The organism is Aeoliella fuhlenseeensis, from assembly GCF_052161615.1.
Taxonomy (GTDB): Bacteria; Planctomycetota; Planctomycetia; order Pirellulales; family Lacipirellulaceae; genus Aeoliella.
This window is the reverse complement of the sequence record NZ_CP197417.1, coordinates 5,150,715-5,166,991: the sequence shown is the minus strand read 5'-3', so window position 1 is coordinate 5,166,991 and position 16,277 is coordinate 5,150,715. Positions and strand designations below refer to the sequence as shown.

The window sequence follows — 16,277 nt, the reverse complement described above, 5'->3', positions numbered from 1 at the left end:
GAGCCTGCTGTCTCGGGGTGAGCTTAGACGCCAGCGTGCATCGGCACCTTCATGCCAAGATGCAGACCAAGGTCGCTAAGCTTCTCGCGGACTTCGGTCAGCGTGGTTTCGCCGAAGTTACGCACTTCGAGGAGTGCGTCTTCGCTACGCGAAACCAACTCGCGGACCGTCAGGATGTTTTCGCTTTCCAGGCAATTGCTGGCCCGCACCGACAGCTTTAGTTCGGCGATGGGGAGGTTCAGCTTCGAGTCGAGGCCGGGATCGGTATTCTCGGCAACGGCCGCACGCGTCGGGGTACGCACTTGCGGACCAAGAGTCGAGTACTGGACGAACGGGTTGAGATGCTTACGAAGAATCTTCGCCGATTCGACCAATGCCATCTCGGGGCCCAACGAACCATCGGTGGTGATCTCGATGGTCAGCTTGTCGTAGTTCGTCTTCTGACCGACACGGGTTTCTTCGACCTGGTAGCGAACACGCAGAACCGGGCTGAAGATGGCGTCGATCGGAATGATGCCGACTTCCTGAACGTTGTCGCTGTGCTCGCTCGAAGGAACGTAGCCGCGACCGTTCTCGACCACCATTTCCATCACGAACGGCACGTTGTCGGTCAGCGTGGCGATGACGTGGTCTTTGTTGATGATCTCGACGCTGTCGTCGGTCATGATGTCGCTGGCCTTGATCTCGCCAGCCGTATTGCGCTCGACACGCAGCACCTTGGTCGACTCGCTGTGGTTCTTCACCACCAGCGATTTGACGTTCAGTACGATGTCCGTGACATCTTCGAGCACACCGCGAACGGTTGTGAACTCGTGCTGGGCGTTGTGGATCTTGATCTGCGTGACAGCGCTGCCTTCGAGGCTCGAAAGCAGGATGCGACGCAGGCCGTTACCCACGGTGGTGCCGAAGCCACGCTCGAACGGCTCAGCGATAAACTTGCCATAAGTGCTGGTGAGCGATTCCTGCTCGCATACAACCACACTAGGAAGTTCCAGGCCACGCCAACGAATATGCATCGAAAACCTCCCACAGAGGGAAATAAGGACGAAGTACGAGCACCTACTGGCCAGTGGCCCACGGTGTCGCGTTTTTTTGTGGTTTGTTTAGCGCGAGCAAAGCTCGACGATCAGTTGCGTCTGCACTGGCAGCGAGATGTCATCGGGGCCCGGAATGCGGCCGACGATACCTTCCGGTACACCATCGCGGTCCACCGACAGGTAGTCGGGAATATCGCGACCTTGGCCTTCGCCAAGCGCCTGGCGGACACATTCAAGGCTCGAAGCACGATTGCGAACGCGAATCACGTCGCCGGGGCGAACTTGGTAGCTCGGAATGTCGCAGGTCGTGCCGTTGATCGTGATGTGGCCATGGTTCACCATCTGGCGAGCCTGGGCGCGGCTCAGACCGAAGCCCAAGCGGTGCACCACGTTGTCCAGACGACGCTCGAGCAACGTGAGCAGGTTGTCGCCGGTGTTGCCTTGTTGACGCTCGGCCTCGGCAAAGTAGCGGCGGAACTGACGCTCCAGCACGCCATAATAATGCTTCACCTTCTGCTTCTCGCGCAGATGGATCGCGTAGTCAGTCGGCTTGCCACGCCGGCCGGTGTGCATACCTGGCGGGCTGTCGCGTCGCTCGAAAGCACATTTCGCGGTGTCGCAGCGAGTGCCCTTGAGGAACAGCTTCATGCCGTCGCGGCGGCAAAGTCGGCAAACGGGTCCGGTATACCTGGCCATACTTACTTGGTCGTTGAGTGTTAAGTGTTGTCTGAAGGGGCCGCTGGCCGCTTAGTACTTTGTCAAACGAATCTTTTTGTGTTGCGATCTGGCAATCGGCCAGAACTTTCGGAGAAGCTAAGAGATCGCAACTCAAAAAGTTCGGCTTGACCAGAAACTAGACGCGACGCTTCTTGCGGGGACGGCAGCCGTTGTGCGGCAGTGGGGTCACGTCTTCGATGCTCTTGACCTTCAGGCCGGCGGCTTCGAGGGCAGTGATGGCGCTTTCGCGACCGCTACCAGGACCACGGACTTTTACGTCCACGTCCCGCATGCCGTACTTCTTGGCCTTCTCGGCGGCCTGCTGAGCGGCACACTGACCGGCGAACGGGGTGCTCTTGCGACTTCCCTTGAAACCACTGGTGCCAGCACTGGCCCAGCACAGGGTATCGCCCTTGGTGTCGGTGATGGTGACGGTCGTGTTGTTGAACGTCGCCACGACGTGGGCAATGCCCACGGCCACATTGCGCTTGATGCGCTTCTTGGTCTTGTCTTTGCTGGTAGTTTGCTTGGCCATCCGCCAATAATCTCCGTCGCGGGAATGAGCTTACGCTGTATGTTGGTTTGCTGGGAACTGAACTGGCGGTTAACGCAGGTCTTTGACGCCCTTCTTGCCGGCCACCGTCTTCTTGGGGCCCTTGCGGGTGCGAGCGTTGGTCTTGGTTCGCTGGCCACGCACGGGCAGGCCACGACGATGGCGAATACCGCGGTAGCAACCGATGTCGCGGAGCCGCGAAATGTTTTGGCTCACCTGGCGACGCAGTTGACCTTCGGCGAGGTAGTCCTTGTCGAGCAATGCGGCAATGCGAGCAACTTCGTCTTCGCTCAACTCCGAGGCACGGGCCTGCGGATCGAGGCCCGCCTTGTGGCACAACTCGCGTGCGGTGTGGTTGCCCACCCCGTACAAGTAGGTCAACGAGATAACGGTCGGGCGATTGGCCGGAATGTCGACACCCAACAAACGTGGCATAGGATTACCTTCTAGTAACTCTCGAATTCAAAGCGTCCCCGAGGACGCTTGCAGTTGTTCGGATTCGCAGGGCAGGGTCGGTCAGGCAACGAAACCGGGCGTCTAGCCCTGGCGTTGCTTGTGGCGCGGATTCGCGCACACAACGCGGATCACGCCGCGGCGGCGGACCACCTTGCACTTGTCGCACATACGTTTAACGCTGGCTCGCACTTTCATCGTGCTTTTCTCCAAATACCATCTCCGCCAAGCGGCGGGTTTGCAGCAAAGGGCATCGTCATTTGACGCCTCCGCACCTTGCTCAAAAGCGGCGCGACACGGGCGTCGTGGTTCCGACGACGGGAAACGCTTGAATATAGGGGCACTCGCCTAGGCCTGCAAGGGTGCGGCGGCACGTTTTTTGCCCCACTAAACCGCCCTTCCAGGTAGATTGTGGAGTCTAGCGAAAACAGGCTGCCTGTGGAATCTCCCTAGTGGAGATAAGGCGAGCTAGGCCTGTAAGGACCGGGGTTATCTGCCGTTTGGGAAGACTTGGGTGGCCTCAGTACTCGAAATGCTTATCCCAATCCTTCACCGGGCCGATCCGACTTCCGCCGGGCTCTGAAAAAATGCCGGAGCAAATCTCCGCATTCCTGCTCCAAAACCCCGCGGGTGACCGCCGAGGCGTGGTTCAGCCGTGGGTCGGCCAGCAATGTGTAAAGCGACTCCACCGCCCCCGCCTTTGGATCCGTTGCTCCGTAAACGACTCGGGGGACCCGGGCGTTGACGATCGCCCCCGCGCACATGGGGCAGGGCTCCAGTGTGACGTACAGCGTGCAGCCCGAGAGTCGCCATGAGCCGAGTGCAGCCGCGGCCTGGGTGAGTGCGATCATTTCGGCGTGGGCGGTCGGATCGTGCAGCGTCTCGCGCTGGTTATGGGCAGCCGCGATGATCGATCCGTCGTGCACTACTACCGCCCCCACGGGAACCTCTCCCTCCGTCGCGGCGAGCTCGGCTTCGCGGAGCGCGCCGCGCATGAACTGCTGGTCAATTCTGGGTTGGAGTTCGAGGGGGTCGAGCGTCATTTCGGATTGTTATCCCCCCTTGGCGAGCCGGGCCCGATAGGGCCGGGGTAAGTGCCCCGTGGGTGCGTGGTCTATACTGCTCTGGTGAGGCGTAGAGTAACCCGGCCCTCACGGGCCCGGCGCGCCTGAATTTACTTTAGCAATTGACCGCACCGCCCGTCAGCGGGCTCTAACTATGAACCCGAGCATCGGCGAACACCGTTTCTGGACGCCCCTGCGTCGGTGGGTAGTGTTGGTCGCCTATCTCCTAGCGTTGGTCGCTAGTACGCACTGGCCCAGCGAGTTGAAGAGCATCCAGGTGAGCTACTTCGACAAAGTGATTCACTTTCTCGCGTTTGCGGTGCTCGCATGGTTAGTGGCTTGGGCGCTGAGGCTAGATAAGCGAGTCTCACTGCAGACCGCAGCGGTGCTCGTGTTCGCCATCGCGGTGTTCGCTGCACTGGACGAGGTCACCCAGCCATACGTTGGCAGGCAGTGCGATCCCCTGGATTGGGTCGCCGACCTGGCAGGAGCTATCGCGGGAATTACGGTGTTTTCGCTTCAGTCGCGAAAAGCTTCCGTGACCTAGCCGGAAGCAATCGGGCCTCCTCGATCTGAGAAAGTTCGAAGCTATTGCACTATTCACGGACTTCGTGGAAGTCCGGCGATCGAGGCGAGTTCGCTAGACGTAATTGGGCGTCGGCGCGCGATAGTCGTCGAGATTGATCGACTGGAACCACTCGATGGTTTTCGCGAGGCCCTCGCGCAGGGCAACTTTCGGCTCCCAGCCACCAAGGTGCTTCTTCGCGAGCGTGATGTCGGGCTGGCGCTGGGTGGGGTCGTCGGCCGGCAGGGGCATCGCGACCATTTTCGACTTGGAGCCGGTCATTTCGATGACCAGTTCTGCCAGTTCACGGATCGTGAACTCGCCTGGATTGCCAATATTCACGGGGCCGACAAAGTCGTCGGAGCCGTTCATCATGCGGACGATGCCTTCGATCAGGTCGTCGCGGTAGCAGAACGACCGGGTTTGCGAGCCATCGCCGAAGATCGTGATGTCCTCGCCATTCAGAGCTTGCCGGATAAAGTTCGACACGACGCGTCCGTCGTAGGGGTGCATCCGTGGGCCGTACGTATTGAAGATGCGCACCAATCGGATGTTTACTTTGTTCATCCGGTGGTAGTCCATGAACAGCGTCTCGGCGGCGCGCTTACCTTCGTCGTAGCACGACCGCAGGCCGACGGGATTCACCGAGCCGCGATAGCTCTCGGGCTGCGGATGGACTTCAGGGTCGCCATACACTTCGCTGGTCGAAGCTTGAAGTACCTTCGCGCGGCAACGCTTGGCCATGCCAAGGACGTTGATGGCCCCCATGACCGACGTCTTCATCGTCTTGATGGGATTGTACTGGTAGTGGCCCGGGGCCGCGGGGCAGGCGAAGTTGTAGATTTGGTCGACTTCAAGAAACAGGGGATGCGTCACGTCGTGACGAATTAGCTCGAAGTTCGGCTTATCGAGCAGGTGCGAAACGTTCGACTTTTGGCTGGTGAAGAAGTTATCGAGGCAGATAACATCGTGCCCCTCGCCCACGAGCCGCTCGCAAAGGTGCGAACCCAGAAACCCGGCCCCGCCGGTGACAAGAACACGCTGGATTTTGGACATCAGAAGGACAGTTCCCGGGAAAGGCGGATCGCACTGGAACCTTCGATGATAATCAGCAGGGCGAGCGTTGGCTATCGGGATGGATTTTGCGGATTGTGCTGTATTGCACGAGGTCAGCCGGCCGAAGGCTCCGTTATTGCAATCCTAATGTATGACGGAGTGCGGCATCGAGAGCGTTGCAGTAGACCATCTTCCCGATTGTGCGATCAATCTCACTTTCACGTACCGTTGCCAAGTTGTCGGTCATAATGACCGAATCGGTTAGCAGCCCCATTCGTTGCCCTTCGACCGAGCTACGATCCACTCGAATTCGGCTCGGGTGACCAACCCGACCAAGATTGCTAGAGATCATAGCCAAAACAAATTTGCTTCAATCCCGTATTGAGATTGTCTGCTTGCACTAGCATGGCTGGCCGGCGCTTAGCAGTCCGCAAATTCGAGTCGGGGAACAGTACGAGCACAACGTCACCGCGACTAAAGGGCATCGTATGCATCCATCTCAGGGCGGTCCCAGTCTTCGGCAAAGGTAGCTAGCCTGCTACGTAAATCGGCTGCTTGCTGCTCGTTCATCCCAATTTTTGCCAGATCGACTGCACGGTCGTCGAGAAAGGTCACGATGACTCGGCCCTCTAGATTGGCCGGAGGTGACTCCAGCAACTCCAACTTGCCTTGCCGGTAAATTCCTTCAAAGGATGTCAACATGCACACTCCGCGTGGAAAGTATCGGCGTACCGCCTCGCAAATAGGCGAATAGATGGAGAGACCTACCGCGAGATTTACTGCCTTCAAGTCTAGATTCAATGGCTCTATTCGGCAACCAAAACAGTCTGGGAGGCGTCTTGGCCCCATTGATTGCTATGCGGCTGAGAGGGACCTTTTTCGATAGAAGGCCCTTTCACTCCGGCGTCGCCACCGGCTCTCCGACTTCAGGCCATCCCTCTTTGGTCCAGGTCAGCGGTCGGAGTTGCAGGATGCGCTGGGCCCGCAAGTTCTCCATGTCGTAGGTGTGGTGGACCATCCACTCGCCATCGTCGGTGGAGAGAATTCCGTTGTGGCCCGGACCTCGCCAACGCTCGTCGCTTTCGAGTACCAAGGTCCCGCCCCCTTCGAGCATCGACTTGCCTTTGGCGTCCGCGAACGGCCCCGTCGCTTCCCGGCTGCGGCCAACCATCACCTTGTACGTGCTATCGGCGCCGTCGCAGCAACTGTCCCAGGAGACGAACAGGTAGTAGTAACCATCGTGGAACATGACGAACGGGGCTTCGATGGCATGCGAGTCGACGTCGGGCCGGCCAGCGACCGGTTTGATTTCGGCGTCTTCCTTGGGTTTGCCGGTCGCCGGATCGACTTCCACGACCTTCAGCCCTGTCCAGTACGAACCCCAGAACAGCCACCACTTCCCCTGTTGGTCGACAAACAGCGCGGGGTCGATGGCATTGAAATTGGTCGTCTCGGGCGACGACCCGATCACCTTGCCGCGGTCTTCCCACTGGTAGTCGGGGCTCTCTGGGTCGATCGACTTGTTCACAGCCAGACCAATCACGGAGCGCTGGCTGCCGAACGTCGAGACGCTGTAGTACAGGTAGTAGAGTCCGTCCTGATACGTCAGGTCCGGTGCCCAAATGCCATCGGTGCCCGGCACTTCGCGTCGCGCCCAGCGAGGGACGCCTCGCGGGAACACCTGCCCCGCGCGTTCCCAGTGCTTGAGATCCGTCGAACGCAACAGACTAATCCCGCGACCCGTCGCTACGACAAAGTAGACCGGATTGCCATCTTTGTCCTTGGTTGCGACGATCGTCGGATCCGGCGCCCCGACAAGCAGGCCGTCGCGAGGTGCATCGCTCGATTGGGCAGAAGCTAGGCTCGAAGCAACGACAAATAGTCCAAGTGCAGTAAGAACGCGAGTAAGTTGCATGACAGATTCAGCGCAAGGTGTGCAAGATTAAGGCGAGCGGCGCCCGTTAGGGCCGTGGTCAATTGAGTTTGACTCACTCGAAAACTCAACCCTTCTGATTGTAACGACTACGCAATCGCGATGCACGAAAACGAGGTGCGCTCAGGCTCCGAGGCGCGTACGACCTTCCTGGCGAACGCTCGAGCGAAGGAATCGGAGAGGGGGGAAGAAACGCCCTCAAATCCTGCTAACGATTGATGGACCGCGAAAGCGCAAGCACGCGCCAAGGGTGAACGAGCAGGATTTTGGTTGGACTTTATAAGTCGAACTAGTGGAGCGAAAGGGAGTCGAACCCTCGACCTCTGCATTGCGAACGCAGCGCTCTCCCAACTGAGCTACCGCCCCAAACTGCCTAGTATTCTACGCACCGCGGGGCCGTTTTCAAAGGGCCTAGCGAGGCGTGATGGGGGGGCGTTTGGCAAGCATCGGCCGCAGTTCTTCAAAGAAATCTTGCACGTCGTTGAACTGCCGGTAGACGCTGGCAAATCGGACAAACGCCACCTCGTCCAGATCGCGGAGGTGTTCCATCACCAGCATGCCAAGCTCTCGCGACTCGACCTCGGTGTCGAACTGGGCGTACACGTCGTTTTCGATCGCCTGTACGGTCGCATCGATTTGCCGGCTGGTGATGGGGCGCTTCCAGCAAGCACGTTCCAGGCCGCCGCGAATCTTATCGCGCGAGAAAGGTGCCCGCGAACCATCCTTCTTCACCACCTTGATGGTGGTCTCTTCGGGCCGCTCGTAGGTGGTGTACCGCCGGTTGCAGCCCAGGCATTCGCGTCGGCGGCGAATGGCCGAACCATCCTGGCTGGCTCGCGAATCGATAACGCGATCGTTGTCAACGCGGCAAAAGGGGCACTTCATGACCGCCGAGTATACACGTGCGGTGGGGCGGTTCACAACTACGCGGGCGAATTTAGGCGACAAGTTTCCAATAGATGTGGCTTGCTAGCGAACACCGTTTTGAGGGAAACTGCAACCAGCGGGCTGACCGCCGAGACCCTGCCCGTGCAATCGGACCATCCATTAACCTCCGCCCAGAGTGCGACTCGATGAAGTGCCCCAGCTGCCAAGGCGAGAACGACGACAAGGCCACCTTCTGCCAGCAATGCGGAGCCCGGCTTGCGGACGACGCGGCGCAGGCCAAAGGTGCCGAAGCCGACGCCAAGTTTCCCGTACCGCGGTCCAAGGTCGAGTCGCCCGCGAAGCGATCCAAAGTGGCCGCGGCGATGGCCGCGGGCGACGACGTCTCTGAGGAACGCGAGATCTGGGATGGCAGCTACTCGCCCAAAGCGATGATCGGCTGGTGGGCTGCCGCCGGTGTGATCACCATCGCCGCGCTGGTTGCCGGCGTGATGTTCGTGGGGCCTCACATGATGTGGGTGATCCTCGCCCTCGTTATCGGCTGGCTGGTGCTTGGCGGGCAGTACGCCTATCGCCGTTATGGCGTGCACTACTTCCTCACGACGCAGCGGTTCCTGCACGAGACCGGCATTCTCTGGCGGCGGACCGATCGTATCGAACTGATCGACATCGCGGACGTCACGTTCCGTCAGGGACCAATCGAACGGATGTTCAACGTCGGCACGATTCGCCTCACCAGCAGCGACCGCTCGCATCCCGAAATGGAGCTGCCCGGCATCGACGACGTGCGTAAGATCGCCGACACCATTGACGATCTCCGCCGCCGCGAACGCCGTCGCCGTGGCCTGCATGTGCTCGAGCACAGCATCGAGGGAAGCTAATCGCTAGGGGGACGAGGGAGGCAAGGGTTCGAACTTGGCGTTGCGAACTTCTTTGTTCAATCCTTCCATCGTCTTGTCGGCGAGGAAGGTGCCCGGTTTGCCGCGAAGCGTGTGACGCAGGATCATCGTTTGATCGTGCGTCACGGGCCCATCGGTCGAGCCGTGGTACATGGTGAACGTCTGCGTGAGGTGTAGCTTGCCCGATATCACCTCGGTTTGTGGGACCGGAGGAGCGGGGACGTTCGATTGTCTCACCACCGTATTGACTTGAAATTCCAGCAGAACCCGGCCACCTACCTCCTTCGCGCTAAGGAAAGTCATCGAACTGGATAGGTCGTCCTTCTTCACGTCTTCTCCCAGAACCTGCATTTGAGATGCGATTAGCTTGGGGTCGGCTTGCCAGGTCTCGCCGACGCGGCGCGGGGTGTCGCTGCCGAACAGGTCGTCTATCGTTACCCGGCTGGTATCGAAGCTAATGATCCGCGGGATGACGTACGACGCCATGCCGGGGAGCAATTCGCCCTCGGGGGTGGTGAAGGTGTTGGTCTCGTCGCCGACTTCAGCGAGGATCACTGCCTCGGGGGCGAGAAGCTGCCCGCCGCCGTCGTTTGTCTTGGCGTCGGAGCGGTGGACCGTGTACTTGCGCTTGATGGCCTGACGGCGGGCGTTGACGGCGAGCACTTCGACGGTCGCCTCGAAGTCGACGTGCGTGAACTGGTCACCCGACTGCTCGGCCTCCTCGCCGTTTAGGATTTCGCGCTTCAGCTCCTCCTCGGCGCGAAGCGTGAGCTTGTACCGATCGCCGACGTCGGCGAACTCCGGGAATCGCACCACGTAGGTAGGCGCGTCGGAATCCGCGGCCGCCCAACTACCTGCGCACACCATCAGCACCAAGGCCGTGACGAAAGCAGCGTGGGGAAATCGAGGACCGAACGTCATGTCGCAGGCGGGCAAGAGAACTCGGGGCAGGACCGCCGGACGACACGAATGTGCCGGCGGTTTGGGGTGAGTTCTATTGTACGCTGCGAGGGAGCGGGATGCGACAGGTAAGGGAGATTCGATTGGCGACGGAGGCTATTTCCCCTTAATCTCTTGGCCCTCCAACGTTCCCCCTGATGGTTCAAGTGAGATGATTTGGTCTTTCGTGGGAGGTGGCGTTGGATTTGCCGGTGCCTCGACACTCGAAGAAGATGGGCCACAGCCTAAGCAGAGGAAGCCAGACAGGCACAGAGACAAAAGGGAAGTAACTGCGAACTTCGACTTCATTTCGAATAACTCGATTCGGCGTTAATAGTTGGACGTTAGAAATTCTCGATCACTTCGTTCCATTGCATGGTCGACATCGCTTCAAATGTCTCTTGCTCGATGTCATTGTTCAGACTTTGCACTGACCCATCAACGAAAGTAAAAAGGCATACTCCGCCGGCGTGCATACTGCCATAGTAGCTCCAGTGCGTGTCGAAATCGGACGTAGCTGTATCTTCTTGCCCACTATAGATCCCAAACGCGGAGGGTAGGGCGTTGGCTCCTGCCCACGCAATTCCCATGATATACCCCGTCTCCACCGAACCGCTTCCCGGGTCCCCTACGCCCACCTGTCCCGGCGCTTCGCCAAACATGATGGTTTGAGAGGTGCCGTCGGTGACTCGTCCAAGTCGCGTCTTGCTTCGAACGCTGAAAACCCCCACCAACTCATCGACGGGAATCCCCGCGGTTGGTTCGGTATAGCCGAGTTCGCCGAAGACTCCGTTACATGGGCGATAGTGCGTTACCGCCAGTTGCGTTTCTGGCTCAAAGAGCTCACCCGTTATTCCGATACGTCCATCCCTAACGCGCGGCCATAGGCGGGAGAAGACACCAAGTGTCGGAGTTTCCGTGGTCATCGAGGGGCAGTTCAAAACGCTCAGTTTCGTCTGCGCTGCTTCCCATGCGGGTATTGTAGTCGGATCGTTAAACCAGTAGGGAAGATCGTTAGCGTCGGCACCGATCTTCCATTGTTGGGTCATCCGATCGTAGGTGTTGCCGGATTCGAAGTACGGCAGCAACTCGGGAAATACGCCGCTCCATTGATGGGGAGCAGCCGTAGTGCCCAGTGCCTCTGGAGTTGCAAAGTTCTTTCCACCAAGATAGCCCGGAGGCAGTTTCTTCATCGCGCTCTCATAGTTGAGCGCAGCTAGCCCGACATTTTTTAGATTATTCGTGCATGAAGTCCGCCGCGCCGCTTCGCGCGCCGACTGCACCGCCGGCAGCAGCAGCGCCACTAGGATGCCAATGATGGCGATCACGACTAAGAGTTCGACGAGCGTGAATGCGCGGGAAGAATAATGACGATGACGCGTAGCGCAACACTCGACAAAGGCGGAACCTACGCCCATAGAAACGGCGCCCATACTTGCTCCACGGAAGGGATATAACGCCTGGAAACGCGCCCAAACTCCTCCCCAAGCTGACGGCAGGGCCCCGTGTGGCCGCCGCGACAGTTTTGCTTCCCCGCCCGCTGTCGCTCGCGTGAGCTTAGCCAAAGGGCGAAAGGCAAGTCAACTAGTCGCTTGTAATTTTGTGGAACCACTCCAACGGGTGGCCCAACGCTTCGACCGGGGTGCAGATCGGGAAGACCGGCACCAGTTAATACCCGAAGGGTGGCTTAGTGTTACGTGAGAAAGTTACAAATCGAGGAGGTTCGTCACCGGCAACCCCAGTTTGCCGGGCACCTAACCCTCGGCGGTCGCCCAGTCGCGGCGTTGCCGGCTGCTGGGGATGTTCATGGCTTTGCGATACTTGGTCACCGTCCGCCGGGCCACCGTTATGCCGGCGTCGGCCAGGGCGGCGACCAGGGCGTCGTCGCTAAGCGGCTTAGACTTATCCTCGCCATCGACGATTTCCTGGAGCTTCAGCCGGACGCGATCCCATGCCACCTCTTCGCCATCGGCGCTGGTCGTGCCACCCACGAAGAATCGCTTGAGCGGAAAGATGCCCCGCGGGGTTTGAATCCACTTGTCGTCCACCGCGCGGCTGACGGTCGTCACGTGGACGCCCACCTTGTCCGCGATCTGCTGCATCTTCAAAGGCTCGATGAACTCGGGTCCTTCGTCGAGGAACCGCGTTTGATGATCGACAATCGCTTGCGATACGCGCGAGATCGTGCCCCGACGTTGTTCGATGGCATCGATCAGCCACTGCGCGGCGTTGATCTTCTTCTTGATGTACTCGCGGGTCTCGACGTCTTTGCTCACCGCGGCCTGTTGCAGCAATTTGCGATGGTAAGGGCTGATCGAAAGCGACGGGATTTGGCTATCCTCGAGTCGCACGTGGTACTTGCCATCTTCACCCAGCTCGACGAACACGTCGGGCGTCACGCTCGGTACATTCACATCGCCATAGTCAGCACCGGGCTTTGGCTTGAGCTTGCGTAGCTCGGCCCAGAGTTGGTTGATGAACTCGATGGTGAAGCCGGTCTTCTTCGAGATCAGGGGCAGGCGATTGTTTTCGAGGTCTTCCAGATGATCGGCGATTAGCGTCCGCAGTTCCTCATAGTGAGGCATCTTGGGCGAAAGCTGAAGCAATAGGCATTCGCGCAAACTCCGCGCTCCGACGCCTGGCGGATCGAGCGATTGCACAACGCCCAAGGCCTTCTCGGCGAGTGCCAGTTGTTCGGCGCGGAACTGCTCGGCATTGCCGTTCAGATCGCTCGTGATCGGGGGAATGATCTCGCTGAGCGGCGTCTTCAGGTAGCCATTGCTGTCGAGGCTGTAGACAATTCGCTCCGCCATCTGGCGGACATCGGGCTCGATTTCGAACCAGCTCAACTGATGGTGTAAGTAGTCGGCCAGCGACTCGGGTCGGGCCGAAATGTTCGCCATCGCGTCGTGCTGGCGATCACCTTCCGACTCGATTTGATCACGCGACGGACGGCTACGCTCTTCGTAGTCGTCCGGCATGTTATCGGCCATGTTCAGCAGCCGCTCGAAGTCGTCCTCGTTGTTGTGCGCCTCGTCAACAACCAGTTCCTTTTCCGACTCGCTGGGGGCGTTGGGATTCTCGACATCGAAGTCATCGAGCCCGACCTTCTCGTCGTCCATGTCGACCCCGTCCGAGAGGTCGGCTTGCTCGAGCGTTGGATTGTCTTCCATTTCCTGCTCGATGCGTTCTTGGAGTGCCATGATGGGCAACTGCAAGATTTCCATCGACTGGATCATCCGCGGTGCAAGCACCTGCTTCTGAGCCAGTTGCATCTGTTGTCCGAGCGAAAGACGCATGAAAGTAACCGTGTACCGCTTATCGAGAGGAACTCGCGCGAACCGCACATCACGACGAGCATTGATTGAACAAGGCGCTGGCACCCATTCGTCCAGCTGCTCTTAGCATACCGCCCTGAAGTGCCGAGGGTCAAACCATTGGCGGCACATTGCGTGCCACAACAGCCAAGCTTAGCATTTTTGGTGAGGGCCATGCAGCGACGCGGCCCCACTGCTCCGCGCAGCGGCGCGAAGTTGCAAGAGAAGTGCTAGAGGCCAGCATTTTGGCTTGCTCCCATTCTAGCGACTTTCGCTAGCCGATGGGTACAGATCACGAAAATTGTCACCGGCCGGACAATTGGAATATTCCGCAACTGGCGGATCGCCATCGGTGGACCGTACGCTTACTTCGGCAATTGCAACGCATCGCTGTGAGGTTCGCCGCTTGCTAGCTGAAGCGCCGGCCGAAACCGGATGCCTTACGGCGTCGGCGGCTGGCCACCCATCCCCCCCAGCATGTCGCCGAGGCCTGGCAGGTTGAGGTCGCCCGTCATTTCGGCGATCGCTTGCTGGTGCAGCTCTTGGGCCTTCGCCTTCGCCGCGTTGAACGCACTCGGGAGCAAGTCTTCGAGCATCTCGCGGTCCCCCTTTGCCACAAGTCCTTCGTCGAGCCGCACGGCTAGTACCTCGCCCAGACCGTTCACGTCGACCTCCACCAGCCCACCCCCCGCCGCTCCGGTGACTCGCTTTGCCTTGAGCTGTTCGGTGAGCCCTTGCATCTTGGCATTCATCTCCTGCGCCTGCTTCATCAGGTTGCCGATGTTCGCGAGTTGTCCAAGTCCTTTTAGCATATCGGGCTCCGTGTCGATGTTTGCTGAAGTATGGCAGTAGGCCGGATCAAGCGGAGCGCCGATCCGGCGATTACAGCGTTGCGGGTTTTTCTGCTCTGCCGATCAGCATAGCGGGAAGTTGCTTAATTTGTCCTGAGGCGGGGCGTGATTTGCCGCACGCGGCGCGGAGCTTGATACGGCCTACATGACTAACCAACTACTTTCGCGGTTGCCGTGGCGGGACCACTCTCAGTCGGTTCGGATCGGCGGCGAACAATTCAACGGCTTTCGCAACGAACGGGCGCTCGGCCACTTCGCTCTGCAGCTGACGTTGCGACACGGGTCGCGATGGTGCAGCAGCGGTGGTGGGCGTGTCGACCGCGACGCTTTGGTCGATAGCAAACTTTAGCGACACGCCGCGACCAAGATGTTGGGCTAACGCTCGTTCGAGCGTTGGCCGATTGTTGGGGCTGTCGCACATGTCGCGTGAGAACTGATCGCTCGCCGCGAAGGTCACCACTACGCTGCCATCGCTCGCAAGGCGAACATCTCGTGCCACTTCTGCTTGGTGCTCAAGCATTCCGCCTAGGTTGGCGACGACCTGCTTCCAAGCTTGCTTGACCGAGTCGTCGGTGAGCGTCACCTGGGCGGCGCGCGTTGGTGCAGCGGAGGGATCCACGCGGTGCGAAGCGCGATTACCCAGATTGGACGGTGCGTCCACGGCCGCTGGTGTCGCCGCACGAGGTGCAGGGGGCGGGGCGAGCGACGAAGCAAGCGAAACTGGCGGTGCCGCTACCGGCGGGGGGCTAATGTTTTTTTTTACGCCCGCATCGCCAGGGGCGGGGGTATTCGTGCGAAGCTCGGTGACAACGGCGGCCAGGTTGTCGAGATCGTCGAGGTGCGCGAGTCGCACCACCGCCATCTCGGCGAGCGTCCGTGTGTGCAAGCTGCCACGCATCCGCGAGGACGTGTGGTCGAGCACTTGAATCATGGCGAGCACCGTATGCACGCCGAGGCGCGAACCCAGATCGCGCGTTTGTTCGTACTGGCTGGGGAGCACGTAACGAAGCTGCGAAGTATCGCAGCCAACCACGATCGCCATCACGTCGCGGAAGTATCCGAGCAACTGGTCGACAAGTTGTCCGACATCCGCACCACCGGCGATGGCTTCGTCGAGACTCGCAATGGCTGCCGCCGCGTTACGGGAGACGATCGACTCGACCAGCCCCCCAATCCGCTCGCCCGGTGCGACACCTAAGAGCGTGTAAACATCAGACGCCGTGATCTTCTTGCCACCCGACGCCAGCAGTTGCTCAAGCAGCGACTGGCTGTCACGCATCGAGCCAGCAGCGCGAATTGAAAGCACGGCGAGCGCTTCGTCGTCGATCTCGACGTTCTCGGAGTTCGCAATCTGTGACAGTCGCTTGGCAATGGCCGACGATTCGATGCCGGCGAAGTCGAACCTCTGGCACCGCGACAAGATGGTGATCGGGATCTTTTCGGGCTCAGTGGTCGCGAAGATAAACTTCACGTGCTCCGGCGGTTCTTCCAGCGTCTTGAGGAGCGCGTTAAACGCGCTCTTCGACAGCATGTGAACTTCGTCGATGATGTAGATCTTGTACCGGCAGCGACTCGCGCGGACGCTAGCGTTCTGTCGCAAATCGCGGATGTTGTCGACACCCGTGTTGCTCGCGGCGTCGATCTCGATGTTATCGACGTCGTCGCCTGAGATAATACCGAGACAGACATCGCACTCGTTACACGGCGTGGGCGTGGGACCATGGACGCAGTTCAGCGCCTTGGCGAGCACGCGGGCTGCCGAGGTCTTGCCCACTCCGCGAGCACCGGTGAACAAGTAGGCGTGCCCCACGCGGTTGCTGTTGATCGCCTGGGTCAGGGCCTTGGCGACGTGCTCCTGGCCAATCAGCTCGCTGAACGCCTGCGGCCTGTACCGGCGGGCCACCACTTGGTAGGCCTCGACATGACCTTCGGACCGCTCGGTGGGCGTGTCGGTGTCGGCCATGACGGGTCCTGCGAGTGACGTCGGAAAGGTGCGTATGCCTCGCGA

The 16,277-nt window shown here is 59.6% G+C and carries 17 protein-coding genes and 1 tRNA gene; 2 read left to right on the top strand and 16 right to left on the bottom strand.

The genetic code is table 11. The features are described 5' to 3' along the window. Nucleotides 1-23: 23 nt before the first annotated feature. The 6 genes from SH292x_RS20265 to tadA all read right to left on the bottom strand — a co-directional run bounded on the left by SH292x_RS20265 (nt 24) and on the right by tadA (nt 3,803). Nucleotides 24-1,016 (bottom strand): DNA-directed RNA polymerase subunit alpha, encoded by a 993-nt coding sequence (locus SH292x_RS20265; protein WP_442482843.1) that lies wholly within the window; start codon nt 1,014-1,016, stop codon nt 24-26. Between the two features lie 87 nt (nt 1,017-1,103). After that, nucleotides 1,104-1,733 carry a 30S ribosomal protein S4 gene (gene rpsD / locus SH292x_RS20260; RefSeq protein ID WP_442482842.1) on the bottom strand — a complete coding sequence of 210 codons (630 nt, stop codon included), beginning with the start codon at nt 1,731-1,733 and terminating at the stop codon, nt 1,104-1,106. A gap of 157 nt (nt 1,734-1,890) precedes the next feature. Further along, complete coding sequence (rpsK, locus tag SH292x_RS20255; RefSeq protein WP_442482841.1) at nt 1,891-2,289, bottom strand: 30S ribosomal protein S11; 399 nt, start codon at nt 2,287-2,289, stop codon at nt 1,891-1,893. A gap of 69 nt (nt 2,290-2,358) precedes the next feature. Then, nucleotides 2,359-2,730, bottom strand: a complete 372-nt coding sequence (gene rpsM / locus SH292x_RS20250) for a 30S ribosomal protein S13 (protein WP_442485873.1) — start codon at nt 2,728-2,730, stop codon at nt 2,359-2,361. Between the two features lie 114 nt (nt 2,731-2,844). After that, nucleotides 2,845-2,958 (bottom strand): 50S ribosomal protein L36, encoded by a 114-nt coding sequence (gene rpmJ, locus SH292x_RS20245; protein WP_442482840.1) that lies wholly within the window; start codon nt 2,956-2,958, stop codon nt 2,845-2,847. A 338-nt stretch (nt 2,959-3,296) separates the two neighbouring features. Continuing rightward, nucleotides 3,297-3,803 (bottom strand): tRNA adenosine(34) deaminase TadA, encoded by a 507-nt coding sequence (gene tadA / locus SH292x_RS20240; protein WP_442482839.1) that lies wholly within the window; start codon nt 3,801-3,803, stop codon nt 3,297-3,299. Between the two features lie 175 nt (nt 3,804-3,978). Here tadA and SH292x_RS20235 point away from each other — a divergent pair, with 175 nt between their 5' ends. After that, a complete protein-coding gene (locus SH292x_RS20235; protein WP_442482838.1) occupies nt 3,979-4,371 on the top strand; it encodes a VanZ family protein in 393 nt (130 codons plus the stop codon). Nucleotides 4,372-4,464: 93 nt separating this feature from the next. On the opposite strand, the gene SH292x_RS20230 is transcribed toward SH292x_RS20235, so the two are convergent. From SH292x_RS20230 to nrdR, 5 genes are all read right to left on the bottom strand, one after another. Continuing rightward, the gene (locus SH292x_RS20230) at nt 4,465-5,445 is read right to left on the bottom strand and encodes a UDP-glucuronic acid decarboxylase family protein (RefSeq protein ID WP_442482837.1); all 981 of its coding nucleotides are present in this window, start codon (nt 5,443-5,445) and stop codon (nt 4,465-4,467) included. Nucleotides 5,446-5,919: 474 nt separating this feature from the next. Then, nucleotides 5,920-6,147 (bottom strand): hypothetical protein, encoded by a 228-nt coding sequence (locus tag SH292x_RS20225; RefSeq protein ID WP_442482836.1) that lies wholly within the window; start codon nt 6,145-6,147, stop codon nt 5,920-5,922. Between the two features lie 193 nt (nt 6,148-6,340). Then, on the bottom strand, nt 6,341-7,360 hold the full coding sequence (locus tag SH292x_RS20220) for an arabinan endo-1,5-alpha-L-arabinosidase (RefSeq protein WP_442482835.1): 1,020 nt from the start codon (nt 7,358-7,360) through the stop codon (nt 6,341-6,343). Between the two features lie 311 nt (nt 7,361-7,671). Then, nucleotides 7,672-7,744: transfer RNA gene (locus SH292x_RS20215), tRNA-Ala, on the bottom strand. Between the two features lie 45 nt (nt 7,745-7,789). Then, nucleotides 7,790-8,263 (bottom strand): transcriptional regulator NrdR, encoded by a 474-nt coding sequence (gene nrdR, locus SH292x_RS20210; RefSeq protein WP_442482834.1) that lies wholly within the window; start codon nt 8,261-8,263, stop codon nt 7,790-7,792. Nucleotides 8,264-8,451: 188 nt separating this feature from the next. On the opposite strand from nrdR, the gene SH292x_RS20205 reads away from it, so the two are divergent. Further along, nucleotides 8,452-9,144: a PH domain-containing protein gene (locus SH292x_RS20205; RefSeq protein WP_442482833.1), complete on the top strand. Its 693-nt coding sequence runs from the start codon at nt 8,452-8,454 to the stop codon at nt 9,142-9,144. Between the two features lie 3 nt (nt 9,145-9,147). Here SH292x_RS20205 and SH292x_RS20200 read toward each other — a convergent pair whose 3' ends face one another. The 5 genes from SH292x_RS20200 to dnaX form a co-directional block, all read right to left on the bottom strand. Continuing rightward, nucleotides 9,148-10,098, bottom strand: a complete 951-nt coding sequence (locus SH292x_RS20200) for a hypothetical protein (RefSeq protein WP_442482832.1) — start codon at nt 10,096-10,098, stop codon at nt 9,148-9,150. A 347-nt stretch (nt 10,099-10,445) separates the two neighbouring features. After that, nucleotides 10,446-11,519, bottom strand: coding sequence for a DUF1559 family PulG-like putative transporter (locus SH292x_RS20195; protein ID WP_442485872.1), 1,074 nt, complete (start codon nt 11,517-11,519; stop codon nt 10,446-10,448). Between the two features lie 336 nt (nt 11,520-11,855). Next, on the bottom strand, nt 11,856-13,400 hold the full coding sequence (gene rpoN / locus SH292x_RS20190) for an RNA polymerase factor sigma-54 (RefSeq protein ID WP_442482831.1): 1,545 nt from the start codon (nt 13,398-13,400) through the stop codon (nt 11,856-11,858). A gap of 458 nt (nt 13,401-13,858) precedes the next feature. Next, the gene (locus tag SH292x_RS20185; protein ID WP_442482830.1) at nt 13,859-14,230 is read right to left on the bottom strand and encodes a YbaB/EbfC family nucleoid-associated protein; all 372 of its coding nucleotides are present in this window, start codon (nt 14,228-14,230) and stop codon (nt 13,859-13,861) included. Between the two features lie 196 nt (nt 14,231-14,426). Beyond that, on the bottom strand, nt 14,427-16,232 hold the full coding sequence (dnaX, locus tag SH292x_RS20180; protein ID WP_442482829.1) for a DNA polymerase III subunit gamma/tau: 1,806 nt from the start codon (nt 16,230-16,232) through the stop codon (nt 14,427-14,429). Nucleotides 16,233-16,277 lie beyond the last annotated feature (45 nt).